The sequence below is a fragment of the Paenibacillus sp. Marseille-Q9583 genome (assembly GCF_976954365.1).
The window spans coordinates 14,285-30,940 of sequence record NZ_CDRJTB010000011.1 but is presented as its reverse complement, the minus strand read 5'-3'; the positions used below and the strand labels follow the sequence as shown (position 1 = coordinate 30,940).

Sequence of the window (16,656 nt, the reverse complement as noted above, 5' to 3'; positions counted from 1 at the left end):
TCATATTAGTAGAGGTTCGACAGAATTACATAAACACGCTCAAAAAGGTTCCCACTGCTCGTTCAACATCTACATCCACAGCAACTTGTATGGGTTTACCCACTTTTGGCTGAGCCCGCAAATCCGCTACGACCATTCCCGATGTAAACTCACCTTTGTGCTCCACACGAACATTCATTTCTTTGTAAGTTACAAGGTCTGGCTGCAGCGCAACCATAAGCGCGAGCGGATCATGCAGCGGTGCGCTGTTGATCAAAAAGTTCGCTTCACGATAGAAATTAAAATAATGAGTGAGCGATTGTTCCATAAACGAAATGATCGCTTTATTCTCTTCACGTCCAAAACGGTTTAACAAATCGATATGCTCTTGGGTAATCCGCGTCTTAAGCGTAACGTCTAAACCCACCATCATAACGGGAAGTCCAGATGTAAATACATGATCTGCAGCTTCAGGGTCTCCAGCAATATTCGCTTCCGCAACCGGTGTTCTATTGCCGGGATTGAAGATCGTACCGCCCATCACCACTACTTTTTTCAAAGTATTCTTAATCCCAGGATCCATATCAAGCGCCATCGAAAGGTTGGTTAGATGTGCCAGTGTAACTAATACAATTTCTCCGGGATTCTCATTAGCCATCCGAACAATAAACTCAGATGCAGTTTCGCTAATGGGACGCTGACTGGATGGAGCAATTTCCACATTACCAATACCGTTCTCACCATGCACATGAGTGGCGTAGCCTGAGTGCTCACGAACAAGTGCCTTGGATGCTCCAATAGCTACAGGAATCTCATAACCAGGCTTAGCAAGCTCAATCAGTCGCAGTGAATTGTCCGCCGCCTTGTCGACATCAATATTCCCAAAAACGGTTGTAATTCCTTCTACAATTACGTTTGGAGCGCGTAAGGCATACAGAATTGCCAGTGCGTCATCAATACCTGTGTCTGCATCAATAATAATTCGTGTTTTGCTCATTAATGTTCTCTCCCACCCTGCAATGTCGTATGAATTATCATATCACGGCCTACCCGTACGCTCAATTTTATTCATTTGCTGTTCTTTAAAAGTATGAATAAAGCTTTCAGGATCACATTCTACCAAATAAGTATATACACCCTTACTCGTATACAGATAGAACATCCCCTCTGAACCTCCCATTGAGCGATAGGACATATCTAAAATATCTTTTATTGGAAATTCACGATGACGAGTCACGACTCTATCTTTGTACAAATACATTAAGCGATTGCATGTAATACTTCGTTGTTCTCCATCCTTAATTTCTCGCTGTATCTTATAATACGGAAGCTGAGCTACCCATTTCATTTGAAGTCCTCCTGCTTGACGTAATGGACTCCATTTTATTATTCTTTTTACCTTTTTGCAAAATAAAGAAGCTCGACGATCCCCTTAGAAGGAATCATCAAGCTTCAGGAATTACCTTTTATTTCGCAGTATAAGCTAGAGCTGCTCGGCAAAAGCGATCTAACGCTTCAACTAGAATAGATCTAGGACAAGCCAGATTGATCCGCAGATGACCTTGTCCCTCATTTCCAAAGACAGAGCCTTCATTAAAAGCAACTTTAGCCTCTTTGTACATCAGCTGTTTAAGTCCCTCTATATCCAGATTCAGACCACGGCAGTCAACCCATAGCAGGTATGTGCCTTGCGGCTGCATCACTTGGACCTGTGGCAAATGCTCTGACAGATAGCTAATCGCATAGTCCACATTGCCTGACACGTACTCTAAAAGCTCATCCAACCATTCTTCTCCATCATTATAGGCAGCTTCTACTGCACCTTGGGCGAAGTAGCTAGCCATATGTAAACTCAAGGCTTTCATTTTTCGATCAAATTTAAGCTTCAATTCCGGATTGGAAGACACGATAAAAGAAGATTGTAACCCCGGTAGATTGAAGGTTTTGGTCGCGGCAAGTGTGGTTAGTGTAATATTCGCAATTTCCTCAGATAAGGATGCAAAAGGGATATGTTCATAACCTGGAAGCGCCAAATCACAATGAATCTCATCAGAGATTACGGTCACTCCATAACGCAGACAGAGCTCACCAAGTTTCAGCAGTTCTTCTCTTTCCCATACTCTACCACCCGGATTATGCGGACTGCATAAAAGCAGCAGCTTGGCTCCATCTTGCATCAGCCCTTCCAATTGCTCATAATCCATCTCGAAGCGTCCATTACGAATAACAAGCGGATTCTTGGCGACCTTGCGATCATTCATTTGGATGACGTCATAGAAGGGATAATAGACTGGCGACTGTAAAATAACCTCGTCCCCTGGCTCGGTAAACAGCTCTACAGCAAAACTTAAGGAGGTTACGATTCCAGGAGAATCCGAAATCCATTCCGGTTTAATTTCCCAATCATGCCGTCTTCTGAACCACGACATGATAGCTTCTTTATAAGAGTCACTAGGTACACTGTATCCGTAAACCCCTTGTTCTGCGCGGCGCAGAATCGCTTCCTTCACTGCAGGAGGACTTTCAAAATCCATGTCTGCCACCCAAAGTGGCATAATATCCTTCTCACCAAACAACTTCTCGGACTGGTCCCACTTGTAAGAACGTGTATTACGGCGGTCAATTACGCGATCGAAATCATACTTCAATTAAAGTCACCTCATCCTTATAAACTTGTCCCTTATTGTATCATGAGGCGGAGGATATCGCACTCTGGATAAGAAAGAACGCACTTGTCGAAAGTGCGCCCTCCTTAACTCTTATACAACTACGTGTTATTGCAGCCACTCTTCCAAATGCGATGCCACAAATCCATCATCCACCAGATGGGGATAGTCTCTGCGCACTCTGTTGATTTCCTCCACTTGCCCCGGGGATAATCGTTCCTCCGGATTTAGACACCATAAGCCTTCAAGCAATCCTTGTTGGCGAAGCACTTCATGAATACCCGGGATACAGCCATGAAAATGATGCGCGGGATCAAATATCGCCGCATTGCTATCCGTGACTTCAGCCCCAAGCGTCAACCAATTGGATGCCAACGAGGGTTCATTTCTGACCTTTTTAATCTCATTAAGCAGCTGTACTGCCTTGCTCGTCCAGACTGCCCAGTGACCGAGTAGGCCGCCGACTATTTTTTTCTCAACGGGCTTGCCGTTCACCATAAATCGGAAGGCCGTGAGCAGATCGCTGACAATATTATCATCATTTCCGGTGTACAGAGCAATTTCTTCGCTACGGCTGGATTCAAGCACAGCTCTGACTACATCCAGCGTCTGATAACGATTGAACGGCGCCATTTTGATGGCGATTACGCCTCCTATTTCAGCGAATGCCTTCCAAAACTCAAAGCTTAAAATCCGTCCTCCCACCGACGGCTGAAGGTAGAAACCAAACACCGGAATCACATCTGCCACTCTGCGTGTTCGTTCTAGCAGTTCTTCCTCACTCAAGGTTTGCAGGCCTCCCATGCTAAGCAGTCCCGCTTCATACCCAAAGCTTGCGGCAAGGCGCGCTTCAAGAACTGCCTGCTCCGTCCCACCGCAAATACCCGCTACTTTCATGAATGGCCGATTTAGCTGGGCAAGTTCTACCTCTTCCGCAGCTAGACGTAACACAGGTTCCAGCAGCCCTACTTCTGGATCCCTGATCTCGAATTGAGTGGAATGCACGGCAACCGCGACTCCACCCGCCCCGGAAGCTACATAATAACGGGTAAGTGCCCGTTGACGTCGCTCATCCAGCTTGCGCTCTTTAGTTATGGCGAGAGGATGTGCGGGAATAGCCAACCCATCATGAAGCGCGGCATGTAATTCCGAAGTCAAAGGTACTCTTGTCAGTGTCATTAATATTTGCCCTCCCGCTCCTGAAAATGCGTGGGTTTATTCCAGGTTTCTCCGTCTTGCCCTACCCAATCGCCAATCCAGTCGATCATTTCGGCCAGCGATACCCGTGGATAGCCAAAGGTGGCAGCGGCTTTTGCTGCATTACTTAGCAGTGCAGTAGGTGCTTCTGCACCTGTAAAGATCGGCTCAATGCCTAACTTTCGGCCGAATTCATTCGCAGCCCAGCGCAGGGACAATGTCTCAGGTCCCGTAATGTTCATGACATTAGGCGGCGAACTGCAACGTAGCAATGCTCGCAATGCGATTTCATTCGCATCCCCTTGCCAGATCACATTGGCATGACCCATTGTGATATCAATAGGAAGTCCCTCCCTGACCGATCGAGCAAGCTCCAATAACACACCATACCGCAGATCAATGGCGTAATTCAGCCGATAAATGAACATCGGCGTTCCATTTTTATGAGAGAAATGTTCAAATATACGCTCCCGGCCCAGACAGGATTGCCCATACTCCCCGTTCGCGTTCGGAGAAGTTCTTTCCGTTGCGCCTCCTTGGCTGACCGGAGTAAAAGGGTAAACGTTGCCTGTCGAGAATACAACCATTTGTGAATTACGGAACCGTTCCGCAACGCGGCCCGGCAAATAGGCATTCATCATCCAAGTGAAATGCTCATTCCCGGTCGTGCCGAATTTATTCCCGGCCATATAGAGAATATTTTGGGTTTCAGGGAGTGCCTGCAGCGCCTTATCATCAGACAAATCAGCGGAGATAATCTCGACCCCGGCCTCTTCAAGCTCTCGTCTCAGCTCTTTATTCGAGAAACGGGATACGCCGATAACTTTCTTGTTTAGCCCCGCTTGGCGAATTGCATTCACCGCTAGCCTTGCGAGACTGGGACCCATTTTGCCCCCCACGCCTAGTAGCATAATATCTCCATCGAGCTGGCTAAGCTCCTCAATCAGTGCTGCCGATGGACTTGCCAAGCGCTCCTCCAACTCTTGAACGGTTCGCATCATTGAACTCTCCTCTCCGTTGACTCAAGTTTGTTGCTTTTACCACAAAAGACCTCATAGCTTGGTGTAATCGGACACGATGCTAGTTGTAATTGGGAACCAGGCTAGCTGAGATTAGAAACTAGCTTGTTGTGATCGGAAACCAAGCTTGCTACAATCGAAAACTAACTTCCTGGTTGCAGAATGTGCAATAGAATTTCCAAATTCATCGCTATAAAATGAATCTATTGCACTTCATACATCAGATTCCTGCTATAAGCTCGTTTAGTGGTGATTATCTGGAATTTCATTGCACAAAGTGCAATAGAATCAAAATCCAGCCTCTCTAGAGCGGAATCTATTGCATAAAATGCAATCACTCAAAGCAAAGCAATCATCACATTCAAATCAATCAAAGCAATAAACCAACCTCAGTCCAGCCTAACCAGTTCAGTCAGACAATCTAGTAAACTCATACTAACTTTTGTCTTAGTGTAGCTTAGGCGCTTACCTTGTAATCCGATGCTTGGTCTCATTCTCTTCCAACACCTTCAGCCCTAAGCGCCTCGCGGAAATATCCAACTCAATTTCATCGCCATCCTACACAAGGTCGCAATTCCTCCGATAGCCACTTCCAGAGCCGCAAATTCGTACGATTCGTACGATATTTGCGACATGCGCGACACTTGCGATTCGTGCAATGCGTGTGATACGTGCGATACGTGCGATTCGTTCGATACGTACAATTCGTGCGATATAAGTGTATTTCGTACACTTATATCAACTCCTGTTCCCGTAGATGGTAATTTAGTTGTACTATCTGCAATTAATAATCCAAAATGAGCCTACAAACAGCGATTTGATAAGATTTAACTGTATGAAGTGCAGTTAAAGTCCAAATGAGACGATTACGATATACTGTAGTTGTATAAAGTGCAGCTATTTCATCTTCACAAGCATTAGATCATTTCAGTATCGGCTATTATTTCGAGTGCACCGATTTCATCTCGCTCAGCAACTCTTCTCTAAGCTCAACAGGGAGAAGAAAGTCAAAATCACAACCGAGGTTCGCTTGAAGCACACGCTCATGAAACAGCAAGCCATACCCCCTGTCGTAGTGCGGCTTGGGCGCTTGCCATGAGACCCTACGTCGTGCCAATTCTTCATCCGACACCTTCAGCTCCAAGCGCCTCGCGGAAATATCCAGCTCAATTTCGTCGCCATCCTGTACAAGCGCCAGCGTACCACCGACAGCAGCTTCTGGCGCCGCATGTACAATCAATGCGCCATAGGAAGTACCGCTAATCCGCGCGTCAGAGATGCGGACCATGTCGCGTATGCCCTGCTTCAGCAGCTTTTGTGGAATCGGGATTTGCCCGATCTCCGGCATCGCTGGAGCACCCTTCGGACCTGCGTTTTTAAGCACTAGCACACTGTTCTCATCCACGACCAGATCTGGATCATCGATCCGCTTATTTAGATCGGCCGGGCTCTCGAACACTACTGCGCGTCCGATATGCTTTTTGAGATGAGCGGATACAGCGGTTTGCTTGATCAGCGCCCCATCCGGCGCCAGATTCCCGCGCAACACAGCAATTCCACCTTGGCTGTCGAGTGGCTCCTCCAAGGTACGAATCACATCTCCGTCAAGTGTTGCCGCCTGAACCAGATTTTCTGTAACCGTTCTGCCTGTTACAGTCAAACAATCCCCATGCAGCAGCGGCTCCAGCTCCTTCATCAGCGCGGGTACACCACCTGCCTCGAAATACTCCTCCATCTGATATTTGCCCGAAGGACGCAGGTTCAAAATGAACGGGGTCTGACTACTGATCCGGTCAAATGTCTCTAAAGGCAGTTTCATCCCCAGCCGCTGGGAGATCGCTATAAGATGGATGATAGCGTTCGTCGATCCGCCGCTCGCCATCGTAACTGTGATCGCATTCTCTATTGCCGCTGCAGTCATGATGTCGCGGGGACGAATGCCCTGACGAACCAGCTCTACGATCTGCTTGCCCGTTCGCTCAGACATATGCCTGCGTCTGCTGTCCGGCGCCGGAATAGCCGCGCAGCCCGGTAACGCCATGCCGATCGCTTCGGCGATCGAGGCCATCGTGCTTGCTGTGCCCATCACCATGCAGTGACCATCACTACGGCAAATTGCATTCTCTGCAACAGCCAGCTCTTCGTCACTTATATTTCCGGCTTTATGCTCCAGCGTAAAGCCATAACAATCCGTGCACGCTCCAAGGCTACGCCCCCCCAATCGGCCATTTAGCATAGGGCCACCGGTCAATACAATGGCTGGAATATTGGCGCTAGCGGCTGCCATCAGCTGAGCAGGTACCGTTTTATCGCAACCCCCAAGCAGCACTACCCCGTCAATGGGATGCCCCTTCATCATTTCTTCAGTATCCATCGCCATCAAATTACGCAGCAGCATCGTTGTAGGCTTCACATAAGGCTCACCAATCGAAATCGTCGGGAATTCCATCGGCACTCCCCCTGCCTGCCAAACACCACGCTTCACATAATCCACCAATTCATTAAAATGGGAATGGCATTTATTCAGCTCACTAAACGTGTTGCAAATGCCGATCACTGGCTTGCGGAGATCTTCTTCGGTGTATCCCATAGACTTCGTGAAGGAACGATGGATAAATCCCCATAGATCTTTTTCCTGAAAATAAGCCTCACTCTTCAACTGACCGCCTGATTCAGCCACACTCTCCTCGCTGTCCCAGCACTCCGCCATGACCCCATCTCCTTTTAACAACCTCGCTTATAGAACAAGCATAAATGTTTCAGACAAAACCAAGAATTTGCGGTGTTAGGCGATTTATTATACTTTCAATAAACTCCTCCGATACTCGCGGAAGCTTCGTTCCCTCCGCAAGATCATTGATATGGTACAGAGCCTCCAGCATCTTCTGTGTTCCAAAGAACGGATAATCCGACCCAAACAATATTTTATCTTGAACCCCATATTCCATCGCAGACACCAGTGCATTGTAAAATTGCCAAGGTCTACTTCCTAAAGCAGAAACATCCATATACAGATTAGGATGCTTCCGCACCAATGAAATACATTCATCAATCCAGGGATGACCCATATGCGCCACAATCATCTTCAGCTTCGGAAAAGCACGGGCAATCGGGTCCAGCATCGCCGGCCTTGATGCATCCAGATAACCCTCCGGTACAAAAGAGGTTCCTTGATGCCATAGAATAGGTACATCTAGCTGTTCTGCTTTGGCATAGAGGGCATAATGCCTGGGATCATCAGGATAAAAATTCTGATAGATTGGCGCAAGCTTCAACCCTTTTAATCCCATCTCACGGATCGCAGTCTCAAATTCAGCAACACAATCCAGATGATTGGGATCTACACTTGCAAAACCGAATAATCGTTCTGGATCCGTGCGACAATAATCTGCAACATAAGCATTCGGCACAACCAATCCCGTTGCATGCGCCGCCATGGCCAATACGATAGCACCAGAGAATCCTTCCAAATTACTACGATGCTGCTCAGGGGTTGCTTCGATATTCATATCCGGTCCCCAAGCCCGTTTGATCGCCTCATCCGTAGGTCCCGAAACCATTCCCGGTCCAAACAAATGGGTATGACAATCGAAGATCATCCCTACTCCCTCCTATTCACTAACCATCGTATTTGTAATGGCACCAAGCTTCTCAATCTGCACCGTGACCACATCACCGGCTTGCAAATAGACCTGATCCTCTGGAGGGTAACCCATCACTACGCCTTCTGGTGTTCCAGTCAGGATAATATCCCCCGGCGAAAGCGTCATACACTGGGATACATAGCTGACAATCTGTTTGCAATTAAAAATCATGTCCGAAGTGTTGGAGTTCTGACGCAGTTCACCATTTACCGTGCACTGAATATCGAGCTGATTGGGATCGCCTACTTCATCCGCAGTGACTAAGTAAGGCCCAATAGGTGAAAATTTATCGCAAGACTTTCCCGTTAGCCATTGACTCGTCCGCATCTGTAAATCTCTCGCCGACAAATCATTAGCCGTACAATACCCGAAGACATAATCCAGTGCATCTTCCTCCGTCACATATTTCGCGGTTCGTCCGATGACGATGCCAAGCTCTGCCTCGTAGTCCACCTTCTGGCTGTTCCTCGGAAGCGGAACTTCTGAGCCATGTCCAGTTAGTGTATTGTTAAATTTATTGAACAGGATGGGAAATTCGGGAATGGCCATCCCAGTCTCTTCCGCATGCCGGCGATAATTAAGGCCAATACAGATGATTTTTCCAGGATCAGTAACACAGGGACCGAATGCTAATTCATCTTCCTGCTTCAGCCAGGATGGATTCACTTCTCCTTCAGGCAGCTCATTCACAAAAATCCTCAGTTGGTTAAGTGCATCCTCCCCACCATCAAGCAATTGCTTAACCGTTACCGGAACCTCCGTCCGAGTGGATAATGCAGTCTGTGCCGCCTCAATATCCACCACACCATGGTCGGTTAGAACGCCCATATGATCATCTTCTTTTTGCAAAAAGGTAACTAGCCTCATCTATAACACTCTCCTTCACTTTATGCATTTTTTCCGAAGACAAGGCCACCATCCACATATAGCGGCGAACCCATTACAAACTCGGACTCATCGGACGCTAGAAATAGTGCAGCTCGTGCCACATCCTCAGGTTTGCCAAGCTCACCGCTAAGCTGTCTTCGCTTAATGGCCGCAACCGAAGCCTCTGGATCCAGAGAAGTCTTCAAATAACCTTCTACAAACGGAGTCATAATCGTACCTGGTAGCAGCGCATTTACACGAATGCCGTAAGGTGCATAATCAACCTGCATTGCTTTAGTTAAAGATAGAACAGCTCCCTTAGAAGCACTGTAGGAAGCTCGCTCTGCGACTCCGATTTCGGCGATGCCAGAGGACATATTAATGATAGAACCCTTCTTGGTCTTCATCATATAAGGGAGGACAGCCTTGCAGGTTAAGAACACACCCGTCACATTAACCCGCATGACCCTCTCCCATACTTCCCCGGAAACCTCATGTACCGCACCCACGCCACTGATTCCTGCATTATTAAAGAGCACATCGATACGTCCAAAAGTATTAAAGACTTGATCAGCCATCACGGTAGTACTGCTAGCATCGGTTACATCACAGGGTATGAACATCGCATTTCCACCCGTCGCCTCTATTTCAGTGGCAGCGGATTTTCCTGAATCCACTTGGACATCGGCAATGATTACTGTCGCTCCTTCTGAAGCGAATAAAGCAGCCGTGCTTTTTCCAATTCCCGAGCCAGCTCCGGTTATTATGATGATCTTATCTTTGAGTCGCATCGCTTTGCCTCCTCTTCCTACTCCTTAGCCTGAAAGTTTCCCGGCAACAAGCCAGTCACCCCGGGCTTAGCCATAAACAAACCGCCTGCAAACGGATAATCACGTAACTCTTTCTCGTGCATCCCTAACCTTGCTGTTGTAATGTAGAGTTCCGTTAGATCACTGCCACCAAAAGTACAAGAGGTCACCAGAGGTGCTGGAACTCGAATGAGTCCAAGCTGCTCACCCGTCTCCGGGTTCCATCGTGACACACAGCCGCCGCCCCAATGGGCAACCCAAAGCATGCCTTCACTATCTATTGTCATTCCGTCCGGATAGCCAGTCGTTGTAGGAATTTGGAACGCTAATCTTCGGTTACTTATCCTTCCAGATTCTTCTTCGTAATCAAAGACATCCACCTGCCTTGTCGGCGTATCAATGTAATACATCTTGCTGCGCGAATAATCCCAAGCCATTCCGTTCGAGCAACCGATGCCAGATAACACTTGGCGAGTGATCCCGTCAGACTCCACGACGTAGAAGCCTCCGGCTTTCGGCTCGTCGTCCATACTCATCGTTCCTACCCACAGGCGGCCTTGTCGATCACATTTGGCATCATTCACTCTGTTACGTGGAAGATCCGCTTCTAATGAAGTCAGCAGGACTGGAGATCCTTCAGATTGAGAGAGGTAGACCCCATCTTCCATAGCTAATAGAATTCCTCCTGTTGTCGTAGGAATAACTGCACTGACCATTTGTTCAAAAGAGCGAACTACTTCACCACCAGTGATTCGGTCGTATATTCTAAGCTTCCTGCCCGTTATATCGACCCAATATAACTGTTTGGATTCGGCATCCCAATGCGGCCCTTCACCAAGCTCAGCCTGAGCATCAACAATCAATTCTGCCTGAAGTTCTGTACTTTTCAAAATATTCACTCCTTCTTCTATTTACAGCTCACTACCATTAGCCAAATGTCCACCATCCACACGAATGGTTTCTCCCGTTACATATGAGGCTTCATCAGAAGCCAGAAAAAGAAATACATTGGCAGCTTCCCTTATCGTTGCCGCCCGCTTCATCGGTGTATGCTCCGAATAAGCCGGGAGCTTCGAAGCTTCGCGCAGCTTACGGTCGAGGGGTGTATCCACAAATCCCGGTGCTACTGCGTTTACCCGGATCCCATAAGCCGCCAGCTCCACTGCCATCGATTCGGTTAGCAGTATAACAGCAGCCTTAGAAGCATTGTAATGCGCGAGCTCCGAGCTTGCTGATAGACCATTTTTGGAACTCATATTTATAATGGCGCCTCCGCCACCCTGAAAAATCATTTGTCTCGCTGCAAGCTGACCTATTAAATAAACCGCCCTTACATTGATATCAAATACTGCATTCCAATGCTCAACCGAGATGTCGAGAAAGTGTTCACGAAAGGCGATTCCGGCATTGTTCACTACAATATCTATCCCACCGAACCTTTCAAAAGCTTGGGCAACAGATTGTTCTAACTGTGAGACATCGCGAAGATCACATATCTCTACTGCAGCTTTTTCACCATAATCCTTCAAGGTTTCAAGTGCAATAAGAAGCTCCCCCTCACTTCGGTCCAGCAACACCACCTGAGCGCCTTCTTCCAGAAATCGATGGGCGATCCCCAGTCCAATTCCTCTTGCTGCACCTGAGATTAGCGCTCTTTTGCCAGCCAGCCTCATTATATCACTCCCTCGGATCTTGTTCAGAGCACACCATATTTATCGTAGACCTGCCGCAAGGTATATCCTTCGAGCAGTTCATCCCGTGTATGATTCTCGCGAGTCACCTTATCCATGGCTAATTGGAACACTTCATCGATGATGGCGCCTGGAATCACAACGATACCATCACGATCACCAAAGATTACATCTCCGGGATGGACCATTACGCCACCGCATAGCACCGGAATGTCATAGTCGATAACAATTCCACGACCTTGAGAATCAACAGGTTTGGTCCCGGTAGCAAAGACAGGAAAACCAAGCTCCAGAATTTTAGCAGTATCACGGATTAGTCCATCTACAATGGCTCCGCGGCCACCTCTCATTTTGGAAGCCGTAGACAATAGCTCTCCCCATAGTCCGTTCTGCCGCGATTCATTCGTACAGCCGATGACAATCTCACCGGGCTTAACGCTGTCAACCGCCTCAATCTCCTTCGTGTACGGATCTTCCGGCAAATGATGAATATCCACAGACAGAATGGTCTTTGCTCTTCCGGCAACGATCCAGGTAGGATCTATCGGGTTAATATTTTCACGCATCACCTGATTACGATAGCCCAATTGATCCAACGTATCAGAGATTACCGCAGAGTAGAGCTTTTCACACATACTATCGAACAATTCCTGATCCTTCATAGGCGGTTCCATCCTCCTCAAAGTTTTGTGCTTACAGCATCCTCATTTATTTAAACGCACCGGTTGGCCTGCATGAGCAGATTGATAAGCGGTAAGTGCAACCTCTGTGGATCGGAGCCCATCTATTCCCGAAATCGGTACCTCCACCCCTTCTAGAAGCGCCTGTACAAAAGCCTTCAGCATCAGTTCATTCATGTCATCTCCCCAGAAGGACCAGCTCCCTTTGCCAGATGCTCTTCCGTATACATTGTTCTTTTGGTTAAAAGCATCTATGGAGATAACACCTTTAGTTCCAATGATCTCCAGGGTAACATCCCCCCATGTGGGGAAGCCGGGATTGCGTGACCAGCTAGGATCCAGCACCCCGAACACACCATTCTCAAAAGTTACATGCACCATTCCAGCATCATCGATCGTCCGCTTGCGCTCTGAATCAAATAAGGTATCCGCATAGGCATACACCTGTTCTACAGAAGATCCGGAGAACCAGTTCATCAGATCCATCACATGCACAGTGTGATCTAGAACAGCACCGCCTCCCGATAGGGCTTCATCAGAGAACCATTTAGGTCCCGGAAAAGAACCTCTGTTAGTTCCTTTAAAAGCAATAATCTCACCAATATCGCCGCGATCTAGTGATTCCTTAGCCCGCACAACCGGAGTGAGGAAGCGGCAAGGAAAGGCTGTCATAAGCTGTACTCCCTCTTCAGAGCAGACTGAAATCATGCGTTGCATTTCTTCCACTGACAGACCTAGCGGCTTCTCGCACAGTACATGCTTGCCTGCTCGGGCCGAAGCTATGGTTAGCTCAGCATGATAGACATTTTCCGAGCAAATAATTACGGCATCTATAATTGTATCTGCCAGAAGTTCCTTGTAGTTAGCATAATAGGGAATCGAATGACGTTCTGCGAGCGCCTGTATGCGCTCTGGCACCTCATCAGCAATTCCACTGACCGTCACTTCAGACATGTGCAGTAAACTTGCCAAATAGTCAAAAGCATGCGCATGAGCGAAACTGATCATGCCAATATTCAAACGGCTCATTAATTATCCCCCTTCACTTCAAGCTTCACCGGTTGATGGGTCATTGCCGATTGCTGAGCGGCTTCAGCCCAGCGTACAGCTTCCAGCGCATCCTGCGCAGTGACCATCGGCTCCTCCCCACTTGTTAGACAGCTTAGAAAATGCTCCAGTTCCAAATAATACGGATCCTTCAGCAGCACACTCGAAGGCGTCTCCACAAATCCCGATGTAGAGCCCGTCGTTATTGACTTGCGAATATGCAGACTTTCGCCATCCCCGGTCCAGCCTGAGATGATTCCTTCCGCATCCGCATATTCAAAAGAGGAGTGGAACGGCCCTGGATACCCCCAAAATGCTTCAAGCTGTGCAATGGTTCCATTCTTGAACCGGAAAGTGGCTGAAGCATAATTTATGTCTTCCGACTGGTGCTGGAACGCATATACCTCACGGGCTTCACCAAAAGCTCCACGAATGTAGTCAATGTCGTGAATCATTAAATCCATAATGACGCCACCGCTAAAAAATGGATCCCGAAACCACGCTTGCACGTTTCCGGGATGTGAACCCGCCCGTTTAGCATGGTATATTCCGCCTTGAACACTGCGAAGCTGCGTTATTCCATCCGCAAGCTGTCTGTAAGAAGGATAGAAACGAACGACATGGCCCACAAACAAACGTACACCGCGCTCGTTGCAGTAACGAATTGCTTCTTCCGCTTCCTGCGAAGTGAGTGCGAGTGGCTTCTCACAGATCACATGCGCACCATGGTCAGCCGCAATCCGTACCAGTTCTACATGCAAATAGGTCGGCACAGCAATACTGACCACCTCTGGCTTTACCTGCTCAAGCATTTCTTGTACAGATGTAAAATAGCTAACGCCCACTAAATTTCCTAGCACCTCAGCGGCTTTTTCAACGATGTCACAAACGGCTACAAGCTCAGCTTCGGGCATGGACTTGTAGCGATCCGCATGGACAGTCCCCATGCCACCGCATCCAATCACTGCTGTCCTAATCAATACACTACACTCCTTTCAGATTGTACTTTCCTTTACAGACGAACATCAGCACCGCTTACCCGGCTTTCGTTGGCCGCTTCGATGAAGCGAATCAACTCTAGTGTTAGGGAAGACCGTACCGGTGGACCGTCCCCTCGCGCCATAGCTATAAATTTCTTCAATAATTGCTGATGTCCTGCGTTGTAATTTGCTCCGAGCGCGTTAATTCCGTTGCTCCCGCGTTCACGGTGCAATACGATATAGAAATCAGAGCCGCCTGTACGGTTTCCGCGGATCGTCCCGATTCGCCCGTCCTTCCACTGGCCGACTACCCATTCTTGCGTATCGTTACTGACGGCACGTACCGAATAGCAACCTTCTCCAAGGGCGGCATATAACATCTCAGCAGCGTGTATGCCATACCAGAATAACCCCGGTTGTGTCGGCTGAAGATCGAGTGGTCCAGTACAATCCGCACCTAGAATAGCACCTGCACTTTCATCCTCTAAGAGGGCTTCCAGCGGTCCACCGAAACGTAGCATAGAACTGGAGAAAAATGGCGTTCCATACCTCTCCGCCAATTCCACAATCACCTTCGCATCTTCAGAAGAAACCGCTAACGGCTTGTCAATGAATACCGGCTTTCCGTAAGGAGCCAGCACCGTAAATTGTTCCTTGTGCACTCTCCCATCTACAGAAGTCAATAGAATCGCATGGGATCTCTCCGCAACTTCTTCTATAGAATCGAGCAATTCAACCCCATAGCGCTCCTGCAATTCACTGCTAATCGGTCTCACACGTGAATAGCTTAGCTCGAAATCAAGAGACCCCCCCGGATAACCGCAGTGGAGCCTGCCACCCGGAATATATAGCGGATGAGATTCATCATTTAGCAGCGCCGCGAAAATCCTGCTATGTGAAGTGTCCATTCCTACCATACCGATCTGCAGCTCTTCCATTTCAACAACACCTCTTATTCGGTTGACAGCCCCATGGAGTGATCCACTTATTTAAGAATTAAACGTTCTTCTCTGAAATGCTCAAGTAGTTCCATGTATTCTTTTCCCACTTGTTCGATGCTGTAAGTAGTTCTAGCTTTCTGTTCTCCCAATGACTTCAAGCCTTCCCTCAGACTATTCTGCTCCAGCAGTGCGCTCAATCTGTCCACACACTCCTCTTCATTGCCTGATTCGTATAGGGAAACACTTAACGGACCATCCAATAATTCCGGCAACGCCCCTACATTCGGAACCACTACCGGACACCTGCAGGCCATCGCCTCCAGTACGGTCATCCCAAAAGATTCATTGGTCGTGGTACTAATATATAAACCACCATTCTGCGCAACCGATGAATAATAGCGATGCATCTCATCGTAATCCACTTTGGGAATCCACTTGAAATACTTAATCCCCTGCTGTACCACCTTTACCATCAGCTGTTTCTTGATCTCATCGGGAGCAGTATATCCCCCAACAAGCATAAATTGCAGCTCTGGCATCTTGGCATTCAGCTTTCCAGCAATGTTCAAATAGGACGACCAGTTCTTGTGATCATCCAGTTTACCCACCCACAAAATAGTGGCAGGCTCCTGCTCAATACCCGCTTCATATCGGAACAAATCAGTATCCAGGCAATTATTAATATGATAAGCACCCGCTATGCCGATCCCGTCCAAATAATCCTTCATGTAAGCGGAGGGAGTGATCACATAGTGAAAAGGCAAACTATCTTTCGTGACAGCCAACTTCTGTAGGGGTTCGGAATAGGTGGTATGTACCTCATGAATAATAACCTTTCCCTCTTGTACAGGCTCAAGCGCTTCATACAGCTCATAAGTATCAATAGTAATAATGACATCGAAATCATAGACTTCCATGTAGCCCTTAATCTCTTCAACCGTCCCCAGAATTCGGACATGCTCGTATCCATCAAAAGCGCTTGCCCCGCCGTAATCTTCCAAAAAAGCAAAATGCACTTCCGAGTGGTGCCGCAAAAATTTAAGTCTATTTGCAAGTTGAGTGGTTACCCCACCAAGAATACAGAATTTATAAAAATATAAGATTCTCATCATCCCTCACCCTTCGCCAAGGATAGT

16 protein-coding genes are annotated in these 16,656 nt (G+C 47.7%); all 16 read right to left on the bottom strand.

Going from position 1 to position 16,656, the window contains the following annotated elements; translation table 11 throughout:
- Positions 1-25: 25 nt before the first annotated feature.
- Positions 26-976, bottom strand: coding sequence for a nucleoside hydrolase (locus tag ACWNM1_RS07655; protein ID WP_042186741.1), 951 nt, complete (start codon positions 974-976; stop codon positions 26-28).
- Positions 977-1,018: 42 nt separating this feature from the next.
- Complete coding sequence (locus ACWNM1_RS07650) at positions 1,019-1,327, bottom strand: hypothetical protein (RefSeq protein ID WP_076283228.1); 309 nt, start codon at positions 1,325-1,327, stop codon at positions 1,019-1,021.
- A gap of 118 nt (positions 1,328-1,445) precedes the next feature.
- The gene (locus tag ACWNM1_RS07645; protein ID WP_449600538.1) at positions 1,446-2,627 is read right to left on the bottom strand and encodes a MalY/PatB family protein; all 1,182 of its coding nucleotides are present in this window, start codon (positions 2,625-2,627) and stop codon (positions 1,446-1,448) included.
- Between the two features lie 126 nt (positions 2,628-2,753).
- Positions 2,754-3,824: a dihydrodipicolinate synthase family protein gene (locus ACWNM1_RS07640; RefSeq protein ID WP_449600537.1), complete on the bottom strand. Its 1,071-nt coding sequence runs from the start codon at positions 3,822-3,824 to the stop codon at positions 2,754-2,756.
- A complete protein-coding gene (locus tag ACWNM1_RS07635; RefSeq protein ID WP_449600594.1) occupies positions 3,824-4,840 on the bottom strand; it encodes an NAD-dependent epimerase/dehydratase family protein in 1,017 nt (338 codons plus the stop codon). The genes ACWNM1_RS07640 and ACWNM1_RS07635 overlap by 1 nt, the downstream gene beginning before the upstream one ends.
- Before the next feature lie 961 nt (positions 4,841-5,801).
- On the bottom strand, positions 5,802-7,571 hold the full coding sequence (locus ACWNM1_RS07630) for an IlvD/Edd family dehydratase (RefSeq protein ID WP_449600536.1): 1,770 nt from the start codon (positions 7,569-7,571) through the stop codon (positions 5,802-5,804).
- 49 nt (positions 7,572-7,620) lie between these two features.
- The gene (locus ACWNM1_RS07625; RefSeq protein WP_449600535.1) at positions 7,621-8,460 is read right to left on the bottom strand and encodes an amidohydrolase family protein; all 840 of its coding nucleotides are present in this window, start codon (positions 8,458-8,460) and stop codon (positions 7,621-7,623) included.
- Positions 8,461-8,472: 12 nt separating this feature from the next.
- Positions 8,473-9,372, bottom strand: coding sequence for a fumarylacetoacetate hydrolase family protein (locus ACWNM1_RS07620; RefSeq protein ID WP_449600534.1), 900 nt, complete (start codon positions 9,370-9,372; stop codon positions 8,473-8,475).
- 20 nt (positions 9,373-9,392) lie between these two features.
- On the bottom strand, positions 9,393-10,163 hold the full coding sequence (locus ACWNM1_RS07615) for an SDR family NAD(P)-dependent oxidoreductase (RefSeq protein WP_449600533.1): 771 nt from the start codon (positions 10,161-10,163) through the stop codon (positions 9,393-9,395).
- Positions 10,164-10,180: 17 nt separating this feature from the next.
- A complete protein-coding gene (locus ACWNM1_RS07610) occupies positions 10,181-11,071 on the bottom strand; it encodes an SMP-30/gluconolactonase/LRE family protein (RefSeq protein WP_449600532.1) in 891 nt (296 codons plus the stop codon).
- A 21-nt stretch (positions 11,072-11,092) separates the two neighbouring features.
- Entirely contained in the window at positions 11,093-11,854 is a 762-nt protein-coding gene (locus ACWNM1_RS07605; RefSeq protein WP_449600531.1) for an SDR family NAD(P)-dependent oxidoreductase, read from the bottom strand.
- A gap of 23 nt (positions 11,855-11,877) precedes the next feature.
- On the bottom strand, positions 11,878-12,534 hold the full coding sequence (locus tag ACWNM1_RS07600; RefSeq protein ID WP_052404229.1) for an RraA family protein: 657 nt from the start codon (positions 12,532-12,534) through the stop codon (positions 11,878-11,880).
- A gap of 42 nt (positions 12,535-12,576) precedes the next feature.
- A complete protein-coding gene (locus ACWNM1_RS07595; protein ID WP_449600530.1) occupies positions 12,577-13,581 on the bottom strand; it encodes a Gfo/Idh/MocA family protein in 1,005 nt (334 codons plus the stop codon).
- Positions 13,581-14,579 (bottom strand): Gfo/Idh/MocA family protein, encoded by a 999-nt coding sequence (locus tag ACWNM1_RS07590; protein WP_449600529.1) that lies wholly within the window; start codon positions 14,577-14,579, stop codon positions 13,581-13,583. Before ACWNM1_RS07590 ends, ACWNM1_RS07595 begins: the two co-directional genes overlap by 1 nt.
- 32 nt (positions 14,580-14,611) lie before the next feature.
- Positions 14,612-15,517, bottom strand: coding sequence for a Gfo/Idh/MocA family protein (locus ACWNM1_RS07585; RefSeq protein WP_449600528.1), 906 nt, complete (start codon positions 15,515-15,517; stop codon positions 14,612-14,614).
- A 47-nt stretch (positions 15,518-15,564) separates the two neighbouring features.
- Positions 15,565-16,632 (bottom strand): glycosyltransferase family 4 protein, encoded by a 1,068-nt coding sequence (locus tag ACWNM1_RS07580; protein WP_449600527.1) that lies wholly within the window; start codon positions 16,630-16,632, stop codon positions 15,565-15,567.
- Positions 16,633-16,656: the final 24 nt, after the last annotated feature.